The organism is Sphingobium sp. TomTYG65 (assembly GCF_055395525.1).
Window position 1 is genome coordinate 334,867 of record NZ_AP027331.1, and the last position, 22,066, is coordinate 356,932.

General features: G+C 63.1%; 15 protein-coding genes and 3 pseudogenes. 11 read left to right on the forward strand and 7 right to left on the reverse strand.

The annotated features are described in order from the left end of the window. Positions 1-345 precede the first annotated feature (345 nt). Genes ACZ5Y5_RS15410 through ACZ5Y5_RS15435 form a run of 6 tightly spaced genes read left to right on the forward strand, consistent with a single transcriptional unit; the run spans position 346 to position 10,668 of the window. The gene (locus ACZ5Y5_RS15410) at positions 346-684 is read left to right on the forward strand and encodes a hypothetical protein (RefSeq protein WP_464811380.1); all 339 of its coding nucleotides are present in this window, start codon (positions 346-348) and stop codon (positions 682-684) included. Beyond that, positions 684-1,394 carry a cellulose synthase operon protein YhjQ/BcsQ gene (locus ACZ5Y5_RS15415; RefSeq protein ID WP_464811381.1) on the forward strand — a complete coding sequence of 237 codons (711 nt, stop codon included), beginning with the start codon at positions 684-686 and terminating at the stop codon, positions 1,392-1,394. The genes ACZ5Y5_RS15410 and ACZ5Y5_RS15415 overlap by 1 nt, the downstream gene beginning before the upstream one ends. A gap of 5 nt (positions 1,395-1,399) precedes the next feature. Beyond that, the gene (gene bcsA, locus ACZ5Y5_RS15420) at positions 1,400-5,767 is read left to right on the forward strand and encodes a UDP-forming cellulose synthase catalytic subunit (protein WP_464811630.1); all 4,368 of its coding nucleotides are present in this window, start codon (positions 1,400-1,402) and stop codon (positions 5,765-5,767) included. After that, positions 5,764-9,213, forward strand: coding sequence for a cellulose biosynthesis protein BcsC (locus ACZ5Y5_RS15425; RefSeq protein WP_464811382.1), 3,450 nt, complete (start codon positions 5,764-5,766; stop codon positions 9,211-9,213). The genes bcsA and ACZ5Y5_RS15425 overlap by 4 nt, the downstream gene beginning before the upstream one ends. 35 nt (positions 9,214-9,248) lie before the next feature. Beyond that, positions 9,249-9,674 carry a cellulose biosynthesis protein BcsD gene (gene bcsD, locus ACZ5Y5_RS15430; RefSeq protein WP_464811383.1) on the forward strand — a complete coding sequence of 142 codons (426 nt, stop codon included), beginning with the start codon at positions 9,249-9,251 and terminating at the stop codon, positions 9,672-9,674. Further along, positions 9,664-10,668: a glycosyl hydrolase family 8 gene (locus ACZ5Y5_RS15435; protein WP_464811384.1), complete on the forward strand. Its 1,005-nt coding sequence runs from the start codon at positions 9,664-9,666 to the stop codon at positions 10,666-10,668. The genes bcsD and ACZ5Y5_RS15435 overlap by 11 nt, the downstream gene beginning before the upstream one ends. Before the next feature lie 263 nt (positions 10,669-10,931). Here ACZ5Y5_RS15435 and ACZ5Y5_RS15440 read toward each other — a convergent pair. After that, positions 10,932-11,279: pseudogene (locus ACZ5Y5_RS15440) on the reverse strand (winged helix-turn-helix transcriptional regulator). Between the two features lie 101 nt (positions 11,280-11,380). Between ACZ5Y5_RS15440 and ACZ5Y5_RS15445 the strand changes: the two are divergent. After that, on the forward strand, positions 11,381-12,406 hold the full coding sequence (locus ACZ5Y5_RS15445; protein WP_464811385.1) for a zinc-binding alcohol dehydrogenase family protein: 1,026 nt from the start codon (positions 11,381-11,383) through the stop codon (positions 12,404-12,406). After that, the gene (locus ACZ5Y5_RS15450) at positions 12,399-12,710 is read left to right on the forward strand and encodes a putative quinol monooxygenase (RefSeq protein ID WP_464811386.1); all 312 of its coding nucleotides are present in this window, start codon (positions 12,399-12,401) and stop codon (positions 12,708-12,710) included. The genes ACZ5Y5_RS15445 and ACZ5Y5_RS15450 overlap by 8 nt, the downstream gene beginning before the upstream one ends. Positions 12,711-12,719: 9 nt before the next feature. Here the strand turns inward: ACZ5Y5_RS15450 and ACZ5Y5_RS15455 are convergent, their stop codons facing one another. Then, positions 12,720-13,661 carry a GlxA family transcriptional regulator gene (locus ACZ5Y5_RS15455; RefSeq protein ID WP_464811387.1) on the reverse strand — a complete coding sequence of 314 codons (942 nt, stop codon included), beginning with the start codon at positions 13,659-13,661 and terminating at the stop codon, positions 12,720-12,722. 117 nt (positions 13,662-13,778) lie between these two features. Between ACZ5Y5_RS15455 and ACZ5Y5_RS15460 the strand changes: the two genes are divergently transcribed. The 3 genes from ACZ5Y5_RS15460 (at position 13,779) to ACZ5Y5_RS15470 (ending at position 16,361) form a co-directional block, all read left to right on the forward strand. Next, positions 13,779-14,432, forward strand: a complete 654-nt coding sequence (locus ACZ5Y5_RS15460) for an SDR family NAD(P)-dependent oxidoreductase (RefSeq protein WP_464811388.1) — start codon at positions 13,779-13,781, stop codon at positions 14,430-14,432. Positions 14,433-14,461: 29 nt separating this feature from the next. Continuing rightward, entirely contained in the window at positions 14,462-15,226 is a 765-nt protein-coding gene (locus ACZ5Y5_RS15465; RefSeq protein ID WP_464811389.1) for an SDR family oxidoreductase, read from the forward strand. A gap of 520 nt (positions 15,227-15,746) precedes the next feature. Beyond that, positions 15,747-16,361, forward strand: a complete 615-nt coding sequence (locus ACZ5Y5_RS15470; protein ID WP_464811390.1) for a TMEM175 family protein — start codon at positions 15,747-15,749, stop codon at positions 16,359-16,361. A gap of 446 nt (positions 16,362-16,807) precedes the next feature. Here the strand turns inward: ACZ5Y5_RS15470 and ACZ5Y5_RS15475 are convergent. The 5 genes and pseudogenes from ACZ5Y5_RS15475 to ACZ5Y5_RS15495 all read right to left on the reverse strand — a co-directional run. Then, positions 16,808-17,254 (reverse strand): annotated as a pseudogene (locus ACZ5Y5_RS15475) (tyrosine-type recombinase/integrase); the annotation flags it as partial. Between the two features lie 13 nt (positions 17,255-17,267). Next, a protein-coding gene (locus ACZ5Y5_RS15480; protein ID WP_464810428.1) for an IS5 family transposase occupies positions 17,268-18,019 on the reverse strand; the annotation gives its coding sequence in 2 pieces (ribosomal slippage) (positions 17,268-17,683 and positions 17,683-18,019; 753 coding nt in all). A 55-nt stretch (positions 18,020-18,074) separates the two neighbouring features. Then, positions 18,075-18,269: pseudogene (locus tag ACZ5Y5_RS15485) on the reverse strand (tyrosine-type recombinase/integrase); the annotation flags it as partial. A 309-nt stretch (positions 18,270-18,578) separates the two neighbouring features. Next, positions 18,579-19,457 (reverse strand): hypothetical protein, encoded by an 879-nt coding sequence (locus tag ACZ5Y5_RS15490; protein ID WP_464811391.1) that lies wholly within the window; start codon positions 19,455-19,457, stop codon positions 18,579-18,581. Continuing rightward, positions 19,457-22,024, reverse strand: a complete 2,568-nt coding sequence (locus ACZ5Y5_RS15495) for an excinuclease ABC subunit UvrA (protein ID WP_464811392.1) — start codon at positions 22,022-22,024, stop codon at positions 19,457-19,459. Before ACZ5Y5_RS15495 ends, ACZ5Y5_RS15490 begins: the two co-directional genes overlap by 1 nt. Positions 22,025-22,066: the final 42 nt, after the last annotated feature.

Here is a 22,066-nt window from a genome sequence, read left to right on the forward strand (position 1 = left end):
TCCAATGGTCTTTTTTGGCAGCTCAATCGCACAACTCCGAATGCGGCGGATCAACTGCGGGCGTTCAGGCACGCCCCCATTCTTTGCCTAGATTTCACGATGCGACATACTCAATTATCTATTCTTGGGTCGAGAATACAACAAACTTGGCTTTTTCTCTGTTCTGTAGCGCCTGAGGGATAACCAGAGCGGGCACTGTCCAGCTGTGCGTCCGCCATATCTGTACCATCCTTCATTTCTGTACCGTCTTGGGGCAGTCAGCTTCCGCTATGGAATTAGTGGTTGATGAATAAGTCATTTTTAACGAAAGATATATATGGGGCGATACAAAGGGGATTCTCACAAATGCGGTCTGATGCTGCCAATCTATTAGCGCGCCTCGGGCGCAAGGATTTCCGCTATCGAGAATTTACCGACAGCTTCGCCGACATGGAGTTGTGGCCGATATTCGAAGCTCTGCTAACCGACGAGAGGATTGTCGGCCGCCCGCTGTCGGCGCTTGCGGCCCGCAATGTCGAAGACATTATTCCAGCCGCCAAGGCTCCGGCCGCGCCTCCAAGAAACGATGGCCTGTTCGACGGCTATGCGCAGGAACGGCACACCCCTGCCGCGCCCGTTTACCACAACGACCTGCGCTCCTTCCTTAGCCGCCTGTCGCAGGATGATGCGGAGAACCGCCGCTGATGCCCCTCATTCTTTGCCATTCGCCCAAAGGCGGGACCGGGACCAGCTTTGTTGCTGCTCACTTTGCCATGCATCTTGCTCAGAACGGGCACGAGGTCGTCGCCCTGGATTTTACCTATCAGGACGCGCTGAAACTGTATTTCGGACTGCTTCCCAACCAGAATGTCGCGGAATTTACTAGCGGCGGCACAGGGCTGGCGGTGGCTGGGGTCGAGCTTTGCTCCGCCTACCGGCTCGGCCGCGACCCCGCCTTCCTGGCGGCGCTGCGAGGGGAGCGGCCGCCCTTTGCCGGACGGAAAATCTACGTCGCCGACGTGGCGTCGGCCGACCACGATTTGAAGGATTTGCTAATGTCGCATGCGCAGCTGCAGATTTGCACGCTGCTGCCCCACCCGGTCTCCCTCGCCGCGCTGGCAAAGGTGCAGGAAGGAACGCCGACGGTCGAACTGTCGCGCACCGTTTATGCGCTGAACAAGGTCGATGATACGCACCGCTTCTCGCGGCACACCCACATCTTCTTGCGCGAACTGCTCGGCGACAGGCTGATCGGTACAATCCGGCGCGACGAGGCGGTCAATGAAGCGGCGGCCATGTTCGAGCCGATTGGCAAATATGCCCCCGCCAGCGCCGCGCTCGCCGACATCGTTCATATCGCCCGCCGCATCGAGACACGCGCTGGGATCGAAGCAGAGGCGGACAGCCTGTCGTGAAATTCATGTCATCGCCGCTCGCCAAGGCGTTCACTTTGCTGTGCGCGACTGTCCTGACCCTTCTCGTGATCGGCGTTCCGCTCGATCTGGAAGCGCAATGGCTGTTCACGGCCATCACCATTGTTGGTGCAATCGTGCTGGGCCGATCGCACACGCGCAAGGCGACGCTGGCCTTGGGAATATTGTCGGTGTTAGTATCGACGCGCTACATGTTCTGGCGCACGACCCAGACGCTGGAGTTCGGCACCCTCCCGGAATTCTTCTTCGGTGTCGGTCTTTATCTCGCCGAAATCTATGCCTGGGTCATCTTGCTGTTGGGGTTCTTGCAAACGAGCTGGCCGCTCAATCGGCCAGTGGTCGAGATTGAGGGCGAGCCAGAGCAATGGCCTTTCGTTGATGTCTTCATCCCGACTTATAATGAGAGCCTGGCCATCGTGAAGAACACGGTGTTCGCCGCTTTGGACATGGATTATCCGGCTGACCGCTTCCGCGTCTTCATTCTGGATGACGGACGTCGGGCCGACTTTCGCGCCTTCGCCCGCCAGGTGGGCTGCGGCTATCTGACGCGCGCAGACAATCTTCATGCCAAGGCGGGCAATCTCAACGCGGCGATGAAGAAGACCAATGGCGACCTGATCGCGATTTTCGACTGCGACCATGTGCCGACGCGCGCCTTCCTGCAGATGACGGTCGGCTGGTTCCAGCAGGATCCCAAACTCGCGCTAATGCAGACACCGCATCATTTCTATTCGCCCGACCCGGTGCAGCGGAACCTGGGCACGGTTGAGGATCTGCCGGGCGAAGGCGACCTTTTCTACGGCCCCGTTCAGGGCGGCAACGATCTCTGGAATGCAGCCTTTTTCTGCGGTTCCTGCGCACTGATCCGGCGCGAGGCGCTGATGCAGACAAACGGTTTTGCTGGCGAGACCGTCACGGAGGATGCCCACACTGCCCTCAAGCTGCAGCGCATGGGCTGGAACACTGCCTATATCAGCGCGCGGCTGTCGGCTGGCCTCGCGACTGAGCGGCTGGTACTGCATATCGGCCAACGCATCCGCTGGGCGCGCGGCATGACACAGATCCTGCGGATAGACAATCCGCTGCTGGGGCGCGGGCTCAAGTGGCAGCAGCGGCTCTGTTACCTGAACGCGATGCTGCATTTCCAGTTTCCACTGCCACGCATCGTGTTCCTGACCAGCCCGCTGGCCTATCTGATCTTCGGCCAGAACATCATCCATGCATCGGCGTCACTGATCTTCGCCTATGCCGCGCCACATCTTTATTGTTCGATGGTATCGGGCGCCCGTGCGCAGGGGGGTGACCGGCGGCCGTTCTGGGGTGAGATCTACGAGACGCTCCTTGCCTTCCACCTGGTGCCCGCGACGATCATCACGCTGTTCCAACCCCGCAAGGGCAAGTTCAACGTGACGGACAAGGGCAGCCTGCTCGACCGGACCTATTTCGATCTGGCTACGGTCAAGCCGCACCTCATCTGCATCGCGCTGATGGTGCTGGGCATCGTGCTGGGCCTGGTCAAGCTGGTCTTCTTCCCGCATCTGTTCAACATCCAGGGCGATACGCTGGCGCTCAACACGGTCTGGGCGGTCTTCAGCCTCATCATCCTGCTGGCGGCGGTATCGGTCGCCCGCGAGACGCGGCAAGCGCGCGAACATATCCGGATCCAGACGAAGGTCCCCGTCACCATTTATGTGCAGGACGGTCATGTGTTCGAAGCGACAACCATCGATCTGTCGATGGGCGGCGCCGCGATTACCCTGCCGCAGGATGTGACGCTGCGTGACCGCACGGTCACGCATATCTCCCTGCCGATGGGCGACGAAAAGCTGACGCTGCCGGTTGAAACGATCCGCAGCGAACATGGCCAGGCTTTCCTGCGCTTCCAGCCGCTGGACAATACGCTCGCGCGGCATCTGGTACGCGCCATTCTGGGCCGCGCGGACGCGTGGCAACCGACAACTCCTCCCGCGCCCGTTTCGGGGCTGCGTTCCTTGTGGGATATCATCGTGGTCGATCTGGTAACTTTGAAGCGTCTGTTCCGGCTGAACCGCAGCGAACGAAGGTCGGCCAAGCGGCTGCGCGCGGCAACTGCCGCCGCGATGAAGACTTCGGCGGCGGCGGTACTGCTAGGGGTCGGACTACTGGCCCCGCAACCCAAGGCGGAAGCGCAACCCGCGGCTGTCCCCGCAAGTGACGCCGCCCAGCCCGCCGCCACCCCTGCCCCGTCCGCTGGAGCACGGCAGCAGCGGCTGAGCTTCCGTGACCTGCAGGTCAAGTCGCCTATCCGGCTGCAGGGCACGCGGGGCGAGATCGGCATTCCTTTTGGCGTCCGGCGCAGCGATGTCGTGACAAAGGCGTCATTGACGCTGAACCTCGCCTGGTCGCCCGCTATGCTAGGCGACATGAGCCAGCTGGTCGTGCTGCTCAACGGCGAAGTCGTGCAGGTGCTACCGCTGCGGCCTGGCGATGCGCATGGCCAGGCGATCACCGTGCCGATCAACCCAGCCCTTTTCCTGCCGGGCGACAACCGGTTGAACCTGCGCCTGCTGGGTCATTACACCCGCGATTGCGAAGACCCGTTCCACAGCTCGCTTTGGGCCAATATCAGCAATGTGCGGTCCTGGTTCGACTTGACCGTGCAGACGCTGCCGCTGTCTCCCGACCTTGCACGCCTGCCAGGGCCCTTTTTCGACCGCAGCGACAATCTGCCGCTCCGCCTGCCTTTTGTCTTTGCAGGAAGCCCCAGCAATGGCGAACTGGAGGCGGCAGCGAGCGTCGCATCCTGGTTCGGCGGCATGGCGAGCTATCGCGGCTTTTCCTTCAAGCCGGTCTTCAACCAGCTGCCGCAAGGCAATGCCATCGTCTTCCTGCTCGGCAATCGGCCGGTTGCAGGCGTGACTATGCCGGTGCGTGGGCCATCGGTCGCCATCATTCGCAATCCGCGCGACAATTTCAGCAACCTGCTGGTCGTCATGGGCCGCAATACGCAGGAACTGAAGCTAGCCGCCGCAGCTATCGCCAGCGGCAGGGGTGTGTTCGGCGGCGCGCAGATGGCCTTCGACAATGTGCGCATTCCCTCTTACCCGCGCTATTCCGCGCCGCGCTGGATCAGCACCGACCGGCCAGTGCGTCTGGGTGAGATCACCGACGCCTTCGCCTTGCAGGGCCTTGGCCTCCCACCCGGCCCGCTGACGGCGCGGTTCCGCATCACCCCCGACCTGTTCTTCTGGCCGCGCCAGGGTGGGTTGATGGAACTGCGCTACCGCTATCCAACCGCTGACTGGCTCGACAAGCGTGGCTCGCGCCTCGATGTGTCGATCAACAATCAGTATCTGCGCACCCTTCCCGTCGCGGGCGGCGACTGGTGGGATCAGGTCTTTCATGGAGCGGGTCCGGTGTCGCAGGACAGCCGCGCCTCTCTCGTCTTGCCGCGTTACAATCTGTTCGGCCAAAATGAGCTGATCTTCGACTATAACCTCCTCCTCGCAAACAAGAAGAAATGCGAGGGGACGCTCCCCGAAAATGTCCGGGTGAGCATCAGTCCCACGAGTACGATCGACTTCAGCCATGCCTATCATGCGCTGCAGATGCCGGACCTCGCCACCTTCGCGGGCGCCGGCTATCCCTTCACCATCCGCCCTGACCTGGCGGAGACGGTGGTGATCATGGGGCGCAACCGCTCGGCTGGCGCGATCGAGGCGTTTCTGGGGATGATGGGGCGCTTTGCGGATTCCACCGGCCTGCCCGCTACTCGCGTCAGCGTGACAGATCAGGTCGAGCCGTCCGAGCTGGAGGGCAAGGACATATTGGTGGTGGGCGCGAGTATGCTGGCCGGATCTGAGCAGATCTTCGGCAAATCGCCGGTCCGCTTCCACGACGGCGCCCTGCAGGTGGCAGAGCGCAGCCCGTTGCAGAATGTCCAGAGCTTTTTCTCCCTGGACGCTCGCGCCGAGCCGGAAGACGCGCAGCAGATCATCTACAATGCCCATGGTTTTTCGGGCATTGTCGGCTTCCAGTCTCCCTTCGATGGCGCGCGGAGCGTTGTAGCCCTGCTCGCCGACGATCCCAATATGCTGCCGCAGCTGGTGAATGGCATGGCCGACACCAAGATCAACGCGCAGATCCAAGGCGATCTGGCGGTGACGGACGGTGACGGCATGACCAGCTTTGCGATCGGGCCGACCTATTGGGTAGGATCGCTGCCCTTCTGGATGCGTATCGCCTATTGGTTCAGCCAGCGACCCATCCTGATGGCCGCGAGCGGCCTGCTGCTGGCGCTCCTCCTCGCGGGACCTGCCTATTTTTACCTCAACCGGCAAGCCAAGCGCCGCCTGGACGGAGCCGATGAAGCATGAACGGAACGATGATGATACGTAGGTCGCTGGCGACCATCCTCTTGGCTTCTGTTGCCATGCCGACGGTGGCGTTGGCCGAAGTGCCGGGTGTCGCCGCGCTGATCCAGCAGGGCCGCTATTGGCGGTCCAAGGGTCGACAGGACCTGGCCAACCAGGCCTATCGTCGCGCGCTGGCGCTCGACCCGGCCAATGCCGAAGCGCGGAGAGGCTTGAGCGGTGCAGACAGCAAGCCCGCCGCAGCGGCCCGTCCTGCATCCAAAAGCTCTGCCGCGCCGGCCTCGGCGCAGCAGCAGCGCGGCCCGGCGGCAAGCGAGCCGGCCAGGGCAGCCGCGCCGGCTCGTCCAGCGACGCCTAGGGACAGTGGCGGCGACGCACGGGCGGCAGGTTTTCGCGCACTCAACCGCGGCGATTTGGCCGAAGCGGCGACCTTGTTCGAGCGGGCGTTGAACCGCAATCGGGGTGATGCCGACGCGCTGGGCGGATTAGGGCTCGTACGGCTGCGGCAGAATCGCTTCGGCGAAGCGCGCGACCTGCTGGAGCAAGCATCGCGCCGGGGCAACGCATCGCAATGGGCACAAGCGCTCAGCACGGCCCGCTTCTATGGCGATCTGGGCGATGCGCGAGAGGCTCTGGCGACCGGGCGCTTGCCCGAGGCTCAGGCGAAGGCCGAGGCTCTGGTGCGGTCCGGCCATGCCGACCGGCAACAGGCTCTGGAACTGCTCGCAACGATCTATGAGCGGCAGGGCCGTTATGCCGATGCCGCCGACATCTATCGGCAGGCGTCCAATGAGGGGGCGACGACAGGCGAATCCGAACTCCGGTTGAAGAGCCGTGCGGCACGGGGCCGCGCTCTCGCCGCAATGGCGCGCGGCGACGAAGTGACGGCGGAACAGGAGTTTCAGTCGGGGCTGCTGCTCGACCAGAATGACCCGTGGATCCGTTATGAATATGCCCGTTTCATGATCGATCGCGGGCGCGTTTCCGATGCCGACGCGCTTGTCCGCTCGCTTTCCAATTCGTCGAACCCGGACGCGCTTTATGCAGCCGCGCTCATCACTGCATCTCTCAAGCGGCGGACGGCAGCTGAAGCATTGATCGACCGCGTGCCCGAAGCGCAGCGCACGGACCAGATGCGCAGCTTCGCGGTGGGGATCAAAACCGATCAGGCGATCCAGCGCGCCCGCGACATTGCCGCCCTGGGGCGGCAGGCAGAGGCGCGCGCGGCGTTGCAGCAGTTGAGCGCCACGCCTGGGGTCTCGGCCACGCGGCAGGCCGCGATCGCCGATGCACTTTACGATTTGGGCGACCCTGACGGCGCAGCGGCTTTGGCGCAGCAGGCGCTTTCCGGCGAAATAAGCGACGTCGATGGCTATGAGCCGGTCGTGCGCGTACTGGCCAAGGCCGGGCGCGACGATCTGGCGACGGCGGCGCTGCAACGGGCAGCGCAGATGGCGGGCGGATCGCCCGAGGGGCAGCGGACGCTTGGCCGGATTACCGGCGGCATGACGGCGGCGCAGGCGGACCGTCTCCGGCTGGCGCAGCAATATGCGCCCGCTTTCGACCTTCTCCAGTCGGCGTGGAATGCCTCGCCCGGCAATAGGGAAGTGCTGTCTGCGCTGGCCCGGCTCTATCAGTCGGGTGGCATGCCCGCGCGGGCGGCGCAAAGCTATCAATTGATCCTCGCGCAATCGCCACGCGATCGGGATGCTCTCTTGGGCCTCATCGATACCGCGGGCGCGGCGGGGGATACGGCGCTGGCGCGGCAGGCGGTCGATCGGGCGATCCAGCAGATGCCGAATGATCATGAAGTCTATATGGCCGCCGCGCGGATGGAGCAGGCGCGAGGCAATGAGGGCGCGGCGGTTCGCTACCTGAAGCGCGCACGCGAAATCTATGCGCAGCGGATGGGAGATGGGTCGGTCCTGACCGCCGCCAATCCGTTCGGCTCTGCGAGCCTGGGCGGCAATCCTTTCCGCGCGCAGCAGGCGGCTGTTGCGCCCGCCCCCGTAAACCCCTTCGCATTGGGTGGCGGGTCGCGCCTTCCCACCTATTCGGCACCCGCAGGCTTTCCCGGCCAGCCGATGCCAGTGGCCGCCACATCCCAATTTGGCGGCGCTTCATTTGGCGCGTCTCCGGCTCTTCCCTCATCGGACGGCGGAGCGATTGGCGATCCCGTTCTAGCCCGGCTGGAAAATGACATCCGCTCCCTCACCGGAGAGAGTGGGCCGCGCGCCGACGTCGAAACAGCCTATCGCGAACGGTCCGGCGAAGAAGGGCTCAGCAATCTGAAGGAACTGACCGGATCGGCGGCGGTCTCGACTGGTGTCGGCAATGGCCGCATCTCGGCCAAGGCCGAGGCAGTCGTGCTGGATGGCGGAGCGCCCAGCGCATCGGGGGCCGCGCGCTTCGGCGGCAATGCGCTGAGCGAAGGGGCGGCGATCGTCGGGCAGGTGAGCCCACGCAACGCCGCCGTCGGGACGCAGCACGCATCAGGCGTCGCGCTGTCCGCCTCTTACAAGAGCCCGCTCATCACGCTGGAGGCGGGCACGACGCCGCTCGGCTTTGGCGATACCAAGGCAGTGTGGCATGCTGCGGTGACGCCGCGCTTTTCTGCTACCGCATCTGGCAAGATCTGGTTCGAACGGCAGCCGGTGAAGGATAGCGTGCTATCTTATGCGGGCGCGCGCAACCCGGCGACGGACCCTCAACTCGTACAGGCGATGAGCACCATCATCGCCAATGCGGGCGCACGCGATCCGGTGACTGGCCAGCGGCTGCTGGACGTGCCGGGGCTGTTTGGCCCTTACGGCATGGGCGAGCGCTGGGGCCAGGTAATGCGAACCGGCGGCGGCATGTCGTTCAGCTATGACCGGGATGGCTCGGGCTTTTACGGTGACGCGGCGTACCATCGCTATCGCGGCGAGAATGTTCGGAACAACCGGGGCATTCAGTTGAACGCCGGCGGATACATGCGTTTCTATCGCGGCGATAATTCATCGGTCACTGGCGGGATCAACGTCAACTATCAGGATTTTGCCAATAACCAGAATTTCTTCACATACGGCCATGGCGGCTATTTCAGTCCGCAGAGCTTCCTGAGCGTCAGCTTTCCCTTCCGCTATGCCTATGACAGCAGCAGATGGGAGGTGCGCGGTAATTTCGCGCCCGGCTATCAGAGCTATGACCAGGAAGCCGCCAACCTCTATCCAACCAGCGACGCGGCGCAGGCGCTGCTTAACCAGTTGAAACTTGTGAATGATGATGTGCGTTCGACCTACGACGCCATCAGCAAAACGGGTTTCGCGCTCTCTGCTGACGGTGCGATTTACTATCGGGTAAGCCCTTCTATGCGAGTGGGAGGACAGATGGGAATCAACACGTTCGGCAATTATGACGAGTTCCGGTCAATGATAGGGATTCGTCAGTCGCTTGGAGGCGATCGGTGAATGAAGCAACGCGCGGGCCAGTGCCGGCAGATGATGTGACTGACGGAAACGGCGTGTTTGCGCTGTTGACGGCGCTTACCGCCAGCGAGGTCTGGGGTACGGCGTCACCCGCGCAGGCGCGGGGCTTCTTCGCCGCAGTCGGGCGGCGATTGGCCTCGATCGAACCGATCGAGGAAGCAACGGATCTGACCATATTGGGCGCACGCCTTAACCGGCTCTGGGCTGCGCTCGACTGGGGCCATGTGATCTTCTGCATGGAAGATGACGGCATCGTCGTGCGACATCAGGGCCTGCCTCACGCCATTGACGGCGATATCGAAGGACTGTGGCCCGAGCTTGTCAGCGCGCTGCTGGAAGGTGCCTATGACAGTTGGTTCCGCGCGCTGGGCAGCGGGCCGTCGCTAGTGACGCGCCGGATCGACTATAACGGGGGTGCGTTGGATCTGTGGCATGGCCGTTGACCGGCGTACATTTACCCTCGCCTCACTTGCCACTTTGACAGGTTCCTGCGCGAGAGCGGGCGAAACGCGGACGGCAGATCACGAAGCACTATGGCCTCGGTTCAAGGCGGCGTTTCTCGACCGTTCCGGGCGCATCATCGACAATGGCAATGGCGGTGTGAGCCATAGTGAGGGGCAGGGCTACGGCCTGTGGCTCGCGCTGTGGGCGAACGACCGCGCGGCCTTCGATGCAATTTTCGCCTGGACCGAGGCGACGCTCGCGCGGAAGGATGTGGCGCTCTACGCGTGGCGCTACGACCCGCGGCAGGCGAACCCGGTTGCGGACCGGAATAACGCGACCGATGGCGACATCTTCATCGCCTGGGCGCTGGCTCAGGCGGGCGAAGCATGGCGTGCTCCAGCCTTCACCCGCCGGTCGGAGGAAATCAGGGCAGCCATTCTCAGCCAGTTGGTCGTGGAACGCTTTGGCCGCAGGCTGCTGCTCCCTGGCTTGGAAGGTTTTTCCTCGCCCAATGTGGTGACGGTGAACCCCTCCTATTTCATCTGGCCAGCATTCGACAAATTCCAAGCACTGGATGGCGCGACAGTATGGGGCGGCGTCATCGGCGACAGCGAAAAGCTCCTGGCGGCGGCGCGCTTCGGCTCCCGGCGGCTCCCTACGGATTGGGTAGATGTGACCGCGAGCCCAACGTTGGCGCCCGCTGCTTCCAAGCCGCCACGATTCGGCTTCGACGCCATCCGCATTCCGCTCTATGCGCTGGCAGGCGGCCGAGCGAGCCTCGCTGCGCCGGTCACGGATTATTGGCGTGCATATCGACGCAAGGGTCAGGCGATACCCGCGTGGATCGATGTGCTCTCAGGCCAGGCAGCGGATTATCCGCTGTCGGCGGGCGGGCTCGCGGTTGCGGATCGGGCCATGGGAGCGAGGACTTCGTCCGATCTGTCGAGCGACTATTATGCCGCCGCGCTGCAGATGCTCACGCGGGCGCTATAGAAATAGTGCCCTGCGCCGGGCAAATATAGCTAGACTGACGGCAAGGACGAACGAAGGCCTAGACTGAGATGTGTCAGGAAGCGGTCTTGAAGCCGAGCTTCCGCGCCTCCCGACAGCGCGTGATACCTTGAAGCGCTCTTCTGAGGCAAGTCCGGCTTCCGGGAGGAAAGCCGCCCCGGCCAAACGACCCTTTGTCGCCGTTCAGCGCTTAATTTTTGCTCCTCAGGTGCAGACAGTCCGCTTGCAGACCCGACAAGGGGGACTTAGCGGCGAGCGAAAAGGTCCATATTTGCATCGCCCCATGCCTTTAGCGCGTCGATGATCGGCGTCAGGGTGCGCCCACGCTCTGAGAGGCGATACTCCACTCTTGGCGGAACCTGAACGAATATCTCGCGCTCGATCAGTCCATCAGCTTCCAATTCGCGCAACTGGTTCGTGAGCATGCGCTGCGTTACGGTCCCGCTACGCCGCCTCAGTTCATTGAACCTGACAGGTCCGTCCTAAAGATGATAGAGAATCACGGCCTTCCACTTGCCGTCGATCAGACTGATGGCAGCCTCCACGGTGCAGCCGGGCGTGCAATCGAGGCGGGAATGGCGGGCCTTGGACAACGACGGTATCCTTTTTGACACTATTGGCGGGTTTTGTGCGTATGGCACCCGTTGCCACCGTGCCTAGATGGGGAGGACAACTGCAAAAGGAAGTATCTCCCATGCGCGCCATCGCCTATCATCAAGCCGGTTCGATTGACCGGCCCGACGCTCTTCTCGATCTGGAACTGCCACGCCCTGAGCCGAGCGGCCGTGACCTGCTGGTTGCCGTTCAGGCGGTGTCGGTCAATCCGGTGGACGCCAAGGTCCGCGCCGGCGCCAGCCCCTTCGACGGCCGCGAGGAACGCATATTGGGCTGGGACGCGGCGGGCATCGTCGAGGCTATCGGGCCGGACGTCACCGGGTTCAAGGTCGGCGATCCGGTCTTCTACGCAGGCGATATTGCGCGGGATGGCAGCAATGCCGAATATCAGCTGGTCGACGAACGCATCGTCGGCCACGCGCCTTCCACCCTGTCGGTCGCCGAAGCGGCCGCCCTGCCTTTGACGGCGATCACCGCGTGGGAAACCTTGTTCGACCGGCTGCGTGTGCAGGATCGGACGGAGGAGAAGCCCGCCACCCTCCTGATCATCGGCGGCGCAGGCGGTGTCGGATCGATCGCGATCCAGATCGCGCGGGCCCGCACCGACCTCACGATCATTGCCACGGCATCGCGCCCGGAAACTGCCGATTGGGTGCGCAGCCTAGGCGCCGATCATGTCATCGACCACAGCCGGCCGATGGCGCCGCAGATCGCAGCTCTCGGACTCAATGCGCCGCGCTTCGTCTTTTCGACGACCCACACCGATCGGCACCTTGCCGACATTGCCGAACTGATCGCGCCGCAGGGCCGCTTCGCATTGATCGACGATCCGGCCAGCCTCGACATCGTCAGTTTCAAGCGTAAGGCCGTGTCCGTTCATTGGGAATTGATGTTCACCCGGTCACTGTTCGACACGGCGGACATGGCGGAACAGGGCAAGCTCCTCGACGAGGTCGCAGTGCTGGTGGACCGGGGCGCGATCCGCACCACGCTGACGCAAACGCTGTCGCCGATCAATGCGGCAAACCTGATCGCCGCGCATCGCCAGATTGAAACCGCCACCACGCGTGGCAAGATCGTGCTGGAGGTCTGGAGCCATGACTGAAACGGATAGCAGTACCGTGGTCCATCTGGTCGCGCGCCTCGTCCCCCATCTGGGCAAGGCAGGCGAGCTTACCGAAGTGATCACGGAGCTGTTGCCGCAGGTCCGCGCAGAACCCGGCTGCATCGCCTACCTTGCGCATGAAAGCCGTGATGATCCAGGTGTCATTGTCATGATCGAGGCCTGGGCGGACCAGGCCGCGCTGGACGCCCATGCCGCTGCGCCGGCGTTTACCGGCCTGGCTGCCCGTTTCGACTCCCTGTTGGCCAAGCCGCCGACGCTGGAACGGCTGACGCTTCTCGGCTGATCTCTCGCATCAGGCGGCGCGCATCATCCGTCGCAGCGCCTGGGGCGGTTGCCCGTAGTTGCGCATGAACACCTCGCGCATGCGGCGCAGATCAATGAACCCTACCTCGCGCGCCACTGCCTCGAGGCTGTGGCGCGTATCTTCCAGCAGCAGCCGGGCGGCCTCGAGCCGCAGCTGCTCCACGGCCTTGGCCGGCGACTGACCGGTTTCGGCGCGAAACGCCCGGCTGAACTGCCGGGGCGACAATGCCGCTACCTGGGCGAGTTCCTCTACCCTCAGCGGATTGCCGAGATGACTGCGGGCATGGACCAGGGCTTTCTGAATGCGATCGCTGCTGGGCGCCAGGTCCAGCATCTCCGAATGCTGCGACTGCCCCCCTGCGCGGCGATGATGCATAACCAGCCGCCGGGCGATCGATCGGGCGACTTCATGCCCGAGATCCTTCTCGACCATTGCGACGACGACATCGAGGCCGGCCGTCAAGCCGGCCGAGGTCCAAACCTTTCCTTCATTGATGAAGATGCGATCGTCCTCGACCCGAATGCCGGGGAAGGCGTCGCGCATCAGCCTTGCATAGGCCCAGTGTGTCGTCGCGCGCCGACTGTCGAGCAGCCCCATCTGTGCAAGCAGGAAAGCGCCGGTGCACAAGCCCGCTACCCGCCGTGCCGACTCAGCCGCCGCACAGAGCGCCGCCAGCGTCGATGCCCCTTGAAGCGGCGGCGGCGTCAGCCCGGCCATCAGCAGCAAGGTATCGACCGCTCCAGCGTCGCAAAGCGGCTCGGTCGGCACGGCAAAGCCGCTGGATGATGCGACCGGTCCACCTTCCACCGAGTAGATGCCCAGCGTGTAGAAGGGTTCCTCCACCACGACATTGGCCAGTTCGAACGCGGCTTGCGCTCCGAGCGCCAGAAACTGGAAGCCCGGCGTCAGCACCATCGCGACGTGCGGCATCGCTACATCTCCAAATGTCTCAAATCATGTCGTTATACGTCATTTAAGCCATTGTCCATCCGATCCATAAGGCGGGTGTCGAAAGTCACCGACCGCTTCTTGAAAAAGGAACTATCAATGACCCTTGGAACCGCACTCATCACCGGCGCATCCGGCGGCATAGGCGCCATCTACGCCGATCGCCTGGCCCGCCGAGGTCACGATCTGATCCTGGTCGCTCGCAATCGCGAGAAGCTGCAGAAGCTGGCTTCTCGCCTGTCCGATCAAACGAGGCGTTCCGTGGAGGTGATCGCCGCCGATCTGGGCGATGCCGGAGACCTTGCCTCCGTCGAAGCCGTGCTGCGCCGCGACGCCAGTATCACCATGCTTGTCAACAATGCCGGGGTCGGCACGCATACGCTCCCTGCCAGGGTTCAGGAACAGATCGCCATCGCAGCGGCCAACGGATGCGACTATTGCCTTGCCGCCCACACCGGCGCCGGGCGCGCGGCTGGGCTTTCCACCACCGACCTTGCCAATGCGCAGCTCGGTCGTGCCAGCGATGGCCATGCAGTGGCGATCCTGAGGTTCGCGTTGGCCGTCAATGCCGATCATGGCCGCGCCGGCCCGGCCGCTCTGGCGCAGGCTCGCGCTTCGGGCCTAGCGGACGCCGAGATACTGGAAGTGATCACCCATGTCGCGGTCAGCATCCTCACCAACAGCATCAACAACCTCGTCGGCACCAGCCTCGACTTTCCGCGCGTCGCCCGCGTCGAGGCGGCGGCTGCCTGACCGGGCTCGCGAACAGAAGGAGCAGATTCATGAAACTCACCGGCAACACCATCTTCATCACCGGCGGCACCAGCGGCATCGGTCGCGCACTTGGGCAAGCGCTGCACGAGCGCGGCAATCAGGTAATCATCTCCGGCCGCCGCCGCGCCCTGCTCGACGAGGTAACCGCCGCCCATCCGGGCATGGCCGCGATCGAGCTCGACATCACCGACCTTGGCAGCATCGCGCGCGCTGCCGAAACGATCAGGCGCGATTTTCCGGAAACCAACGTGCTGCTGAACAATGCCGGCATCATGCCGTTCGATGATGCGGCAGCGGAAATCGACGACGCCATGGCGCAGGGGATTCTCACCACCAACCTGCTCGGACCGATCCGCACGACTTCCGCGCTGATCGAGCATCTCAAGGGCAAGCCGGACGCGACCATCCTCTACACCAGCAGCGTCCTTGCCTTCGTGCCGCTCGCGACAAACGCCATCTACTCGGCGACAAAGGCTGCGCTGCATTCTTACGCCCTGTCGCAGCGCTTCCTGCTCCGCAACACCAGCGTGAAGGTTCAGGAGATCGCCCCGCCTTGGGTAGATACGGATCTCATCTACAAGAGCGGCGATCCGCGGGCGATGCCACTGGACGAATTCATCGAACAGACCATGATGGCGTTGGCCAGCGATGATCCAGAAATACTGGTCGATGCAGTGAAGCCGCTGCGCGACAATCCGGGAGCGCAGGAACATGCGCTGGTCACGGCCTTCAACCAGAGCATAGCGGACAATCCTATCCCAGTCGCCGCGTGATGGGCATAAGCGGGGTCATCGCTGGCCCCGCTTCTTTCGTCGACCCTTCTTTGCCGTACAGGAGCCAATTTTCAATCTCCAGCTCCGGAAGGGCAGCTATTCAATCTACACACCTCAAAGCTGGCCAATTGTGAAGGACAGCTTCGGTGGCGAGAATCGATGATGACCGTCATTCGCTGCGATAGTGCTTGAGCCAACATAATAAGATCTGTTGACCAAACCCGACTAAAATAGCTTGGTTCAGCCATTTCGTCAGAATGCGCCGGGCCACGAATGGCCGGGCCAAGCGTGTGCCGTAGCTGCCTACCTCGCCACATCAGGTCGATGGTCGCGTGTTCGCGTGCTTGGCGGCAACTCCGAACAGAGTCTTGAATTGATCAAACAGGCCTTTGCCGCTGCCCTGTCCTTCGGTCTTCTGCTGGATCGTTTTCACCGCGTCCGACAGGGCGTCGAGATCAGTCTTGGTCGCATATCCGCCCTTCCCAGATGCGGTCCTCGCTCATTCCATGGGGTACTGGCCATGAAAACCGACCGGCTGATGGCGTTCACTGACGCGGTACTGGCGATCGCCATTACGATCATGGTCGTTGATCTGCGCGTGCCCGCCGCTCCCGGGTGGGACGCATTTCGGCCCGTAATCCCACTGATCGTCGCCTATGCGCTCGCCTTCATGAATATCGGCATCTTCTGGACCAACCACCACCACATGCTTGCGACTGCAAGCCGCGTGAACGGACGCGCGCTGTGGGCCAATCTTTTCCTCCTCTTCTGGCTGACTTTGATGCCGTTCGTAATCCGTTGGGTCGGTCTTGCCGGACTCACGCCTCAACCCGTTGCCGGATATGGAGCCGTGACCGTGATGGCTGCTGTCGGATACATCTGGCTCGAACGCGAGCTGATCCTGGCAGAGGGCACGGAGTCGCGCATTCGGGCCGTGGTCGGCTCACGCAAAAAAGAATGGGTGAGCTTCTGCCTCTATGGCCTCGGGATTCCGGCTGCCTTCATTTCGCCGTGGGTCGCTATTGCGCTCTATATCGGGGTTTCCCTCGTGTGGTTGATTCCCGATCGCCGCTTTGAGCGCTGGCACAGCTTGCAGCAGTCGGGTGCGCGTCTCCCGCCTTCACCTCAATCGTAGACTCGTATCCCGGGCCACTTCGCCTCGCTGCTAGGGAAACCTGCCTTTCGAAGTAGGGGCGATCTGGACACCGCCGAAGCGCAGCTGTCCGCCCCGACACGGCCTCTTGTGATGCTGTCGCCGATCCGAACCGACGTGAACGTGATTGCGGAATGTCTGGAGCAGTGCGACCGGTGAAGCGCGACAAAGCCTTTCGGCCACTGGCGACACCACCGTCGAGTGGGTAATCTGGAGCCAAGGTCATTTTCGGCACAGACACGGCCCGACAAGATAGGACTTGGCCCGACGTAAGATGGCAATTGAGCGGTCCGAGCGCAACCCAAGGGTACCGGGCGACCCAGTGTCCGCCTTCGAGTACGCGTCGGGTTCGTGAACGGCGACAAATTGGCGCGTGGCGGACGCGAATTCGGATCTGGCTCCTCGCAGATGGGAGGAGCCAGTCCGCATCAAATTTCGGTTCCTTCTGCCAGAGTCAGGGCATACTCCACATCGACCCCGAGATATCTAACGGTGCTTTCAATCTTGGTATGCCCAAGCAGGATCTGGACGGCGCGGAGGTTCCCGTGGCTTTGCAGATGATCGACGCCTTCGTCCGCCTGAGAGAGTGCGTGCCATAATCCTCACTTGGCAAGCCGATGCCCGCCACCCACTCATCCACTCATCCACTAGGCGGGCATACTGGCGGGTGCTCATATGGGTCGCGTGTCGGTGCGGCTCGGGAAGGCATAATCCTCTAGGGAGCCTCCCCTCAACTCCAACCATCGGAGCAGGCTCGCTCGAGCATCGTCCATCAGCTCGAACTGCACGGGCCGCCCGGTCTTTTGCTGAACGACGATCGCCCGCGTCCTAATTTTGCGGTCGCAAACAATATCGCTGATCTTGATCTTCACTAAGGCTTGTGGGGATTCATCGTGAACTGATGACGGCTGCTGCGAGGTAGATCATGGCGGAGAAGCTGCGATCCGTTTTGCAGGCACGCATTGCGATGCGTTTGAATTCCTTGAGTTTGCAGAAGAAGTTCTCGATCAGGTGGCGCCACTTGTACATTTCGGTATCGAGCGGGATGGGTTTGGCCCGTCGCGGGTGCTGGGAGATGACGATCTTTGCGCCTCGCTCGTTGAGATCGGCGACGATCTCGTTGCTGTCGAAGGCTTTGTCGGCGAGCAGCGCCCCGAATTCGATGCCTTCGATAAGGGGAGCGACCCCTACGGTATCGAAGCGATGGCCAGGCATCAGATGGAAACGCACAAGGTTTCCCAGAGCATCGGTCAGCGCCAGTATCTTGGTCGTCATTCCACCTTTGGAGCGGCCAATGGCCTGGCGCGAAGTCCCCCTTTTGCGCCCTGACCATGCCGGTGCACCTTGACTATAGTAGCATCGACCATGGCATATTCCATGTCCGGCTCATCCGACACAGCATCGAATATCCGTTTGAAAACATCGGCTTCCCGCCAATCCCGAAACCGCCGGAACGCCGTGCTCCAGTTACCGAATATCGCAGGCAAATCGCGCCACGGACTGCCCGTCCGCACGATCCATAACACCGCTTCCATAAACAACCGGTTGTTTCTGCCGCTGCGCCCCGGGTCTGTCGGCTTGCCCAGGCAGTGTGGTTCCATCTGCGCCCATTGGGCATCGGTCAGTACAAAGCGATCCATCCAAAGCCTGAATCACATCTACCGCAAAATGGGAATCCTAAATCCCCACAAGCCTTAGGTCACAGCCGCGAAGCTTGCTGTCGATGGCGAGATCAAAGAGCGCACGATCCCGGGTTCGCCCATGCTGATCAAGAAAGAAGCGGATCGCCCAGATCTGGCGGGGCTTTAGCGCGCGCTTGGCGCCGACTTTGCGTCCCGCGTTCCACGATACCCGCTCGCGAGCGGCGGGATCAAATTCTGACAATCCCATAGCACTTCTCCTCGGACCACAATGGCCCGGAGGAAGAACGCTCGAAGGGAGAACGACCCTTATGCGACGTTCAGGACCCAGTTATCGGTCCCGAGGTCCTGACGGTCCGCTATTTAATATACGCCCCTCGAAACTGGGCGCTTCTGACTGGCAGTTCCAAGACAAATTAATACGATAAGTTACTGTTCATTTGCTATTGCAGTAGAATGAGCATCATCTCTGGCGTCGCGCCGCGTGCATTCAATCACCGATGCGTTGAAGGCGAAACGGATGGGCCTGCTACGGCGGCGATGGGGCGACGCCCTCCCCCTAGCCGCTTCTGGCAAGCCAGAGCGCGAGGTTGCGTGCATAGAGCCGGGTCGACCGGCGCGCCTCAGCCGTGCGGGGCAGTGCATCGCCTGGCGGCTCGCTGACGAAACTGGGGGCACCGGCGGCCGGGTCCCAATTGTAATCGGCAAAATGGTGGAAGGTGGACTGGGCGATCGCCGGACCCCCGGCCTCGGACCGCTCGAACGCCACGGCAATATTGAACCGGCGGCCGGTAAGGGAGCTCTTGCCGCTGGCGATCACCCGTGCACTCGGATCGTCGGGCGGCGCGCCCACCGCGCCTTCATGCGGATGGGCGGGCAAATAGCGCAGCGCGCTGCCCTCCGCGTCTGGGTCCGCGAAGACGGGATGGAGGTCGCCGACGATCTCGACCTGCTGGTAATCGCCGTTCGCGCCGGAATGATAATTGGGCCAGGAAATGGTCGGCGTCTCGCTGTCGTCGTTGCATTGACGATCGAGATCGGGCTCCGGATTCCTCGAATGGAAATAGTGGGCGGCGCCGACGCCACCCAAAGTGCAGACCGACGAACCGAGATCCATATGGTCGCGCGTCACCATCAGCCCGCCGCCGTTTTTGCGGAAGCGCGAGATGGCCGCGCAATCCTCGGCGTCGAGACCATCTCCGGTATCGACGGCGAACAGCCAGAGCTCGTCATAATCGGACTTATCGAGTGTTGAAAGTACGGCGTCTGGCCCGGTCGCCGTGTCGCGATCGCGGGCGGTCACGCGGGTTATCGCCGTACCGTTCGCATCGCGAAGCCCGGCAAGCGTGTCGCGCAACATCGAAAAGCGGCCGATATGCCAGTCGTCCTCGGTCGTCGGGATGGTGGTCTGCAGAAGAATGCGGATCAGTGCGGCCATCACAGTCTCTCCTTGGCAGGTCGAATCGTCCGAGCGGCTGCATCGCGGCCGAGCGCACGATCGAGATAGGGCGCGGTACGGCTCGCCCGGCTGGTGGCGACCTTGGACGGCGGGCCGCTCGCGACGACCCGGCCACCGTCGTCGCCGGCTCCGGGACCGACATCGATCACCCAGTCGCTCGCCGCGGCGACCTTCATGTCGTGATCGACCAATACCACGCTGTTGCCGGCATCGACCAGCGCATTGAGCTGACCGAGCAGGCGTTCGACATCGGTCGGGTGCAGGCCGGTGGTCGGCTCGTCGAGCACATAAAGCGCACCGCCGCGCCGGGCGCGCTGCAACTCGGTGGCAAGCTTCACCCGCTGCGCCTCGCCGCCCGAAAACTCGGTCGCGGGCTGGCCCAGGCGGAGATAATTGAGTCCGACCTCGCGGAGCACCTTGAGCGACCGGCATACGCTCGGTGCGTCGCCGAAGAAATCCCAGGCTCCTTCCACGGTCAGCGCGAGCACGTCGGCGATGCTCTTGCCGAGATAGCGGATTTCGAGCGTCTCGGGATTGTAGCGAGCGCCGTGGCAGGTGGGGCACGGGGCATAGACGCTCGGCAGGAAGAGCAGTTCGACCATCACGAAGCCTTCGCCCTCGCAGCGCGGACAGCGGCCCTTGACGACGTTGAACGAGAAGCGACCGGCATCGTAGCGGCGCTTCCTGGCTTCCGGAGTCGCTGCGAACAGTGCGCGGACATGGTCGAATAGGCCGGTATAGGTGGCCAGGTTCGAGCGCGGGGTGCGTCCGATCGGTTTCTGGTCGACCTCAATCAGCCGCCTGATCCCGCCGAGGTCGCCGACAATTCGTCCCTTCGTCGCCGCAACAGGACGGTCCTCGAGCGCTGCTTCAGCGTCGGGTTCCTCCGGTGCCGCGACGGGGCTGCCGAGCGCGTCGGCGACCAGCTCGACCAGCGCCTGGCTTACCAAGCTCGACTTGCCCGAACCGGATATGCCGGTGACCATGGTCATGACGCCCAGCGGGAAGGCGCAATCGACCTGATTCAGATTGTTGCGCGAAACCCCCTCCAGCCGCAGCCAGCCGGTGGGTTCGCGCATGCGGCTCGGCATGCGATCGCCTTCGTCGAACAGATGCCGTCTCGTCTCTGAAGCGGCGACATCGCGCAGCCCCTTGATCGGGCCGCTATAGAGAATCTCGCCACCCTGCTCGCCTGCGGCGGGGCCGACATCGACAATCCAGTCGGCGCGGCGGATGACGTCCATCTCGTGCTCGACCACGAACAGCGAATTGCCCAGAGCCTTCAGCCCGTCGAGCGCGCGCAACAGGGCCTCGGTGTCGGCGGGATGTAGCCCGGCGGACGGCTCGTCCATCACATAGACGACCCCGAATAGGTTGGAGACGACCTGCGTGGCAAGCCGTAGCCGCTGCAACTCGCCCGGCGACAAGGTCGGCGTACTGCGCTCCAGCGTCAGATAGCCCAGGCCAAGGTCGGTCAGCACCGAAAGTCGGCGGCACAGGTCGGCGGCGATGCGCTCGACCACCATGGCCTTTTCCGGGTGGCTCTCGCGCAACGCGGCGAGCCTGCTGGCCCTCGCCTCGGCATAAGGCGCGAAAATCCTGGAGAAGTGCGCCATGGGCAGGCTGCTCATCTCGGCAAAATCGAGGCCTTCGAAGCGGACCGACAGGGATTCCGGGCGCAGCCGCTTGCCGCCGCACACCGGACACGGACTGGCGATCATGAAGCGCGCCGCGCGCTTCTTCATCATCGCGCTCTGGGTGGTGGCATAGCTGTGGGTGACATGGCGCTTGGCGCTGGAGAAGGTGCCCATATAGGCCGGCTCGGTCTTGCGCCGGATCGCGCGCTGAATCTCGTCATGGCTCCAGCCGGGATAAACCGGGACCTGGGGCTGCTCCTCGGTGAACAATATCCAGTCGCGCACCTTCTTCGGCAGTTCGCGCCACGGCGTGTCGACATCGATGCCCAGGCTGATCAATATGTCGCGCAGATTCTGGCCGCCCCAGGCCATCGGCCAGGCGGCGACGGCGCGTTCCCGGATCGTCTTCGACGGATCGGGCACCATCGACGCCTCGGTGACCTCATGGACCCGGCCGAGGCCGTGACAGCGCGGGCAGGCCCCTTCCGGCGTGTTGGGTGAGAAGCTGTCGGCGTAGAGCAGGGACTGGCCCGGCGGATAGTCGCCGGCGCGCGAATAGAGCATCCGCAGCAGGTTGGAGAGGGTCGTGACGCTGCCGACCGACGATCGGGTGGTCGGCGATCCGCGCTGCTGCTGCAACGCCACCGCCGGCGGTAGCCCTTCGATCTCGTCCACCTCAGGCACTTCCATCTGGTGGAAAAGCCGCCGCGCATAGGGCGAAACCGATTCCAGATAGCGGCGCTGCGCTTCGGCATAGAGGGTGGAAAAGGCGAGCGACGACTTGCCCGATCCCGACACTCCGGTGAACACCACCAAGGCGTCGCGCGGTATGTCGACATCGACATTTTTGAGGTTGTGCTCGCGCGCGCCGCGAACCCTGACGAAGCCGGAGGCCTTGATATCCCTCATGCGGACCTCCTGCCCACCAGCCACCCGCGAACATCCGCGTGG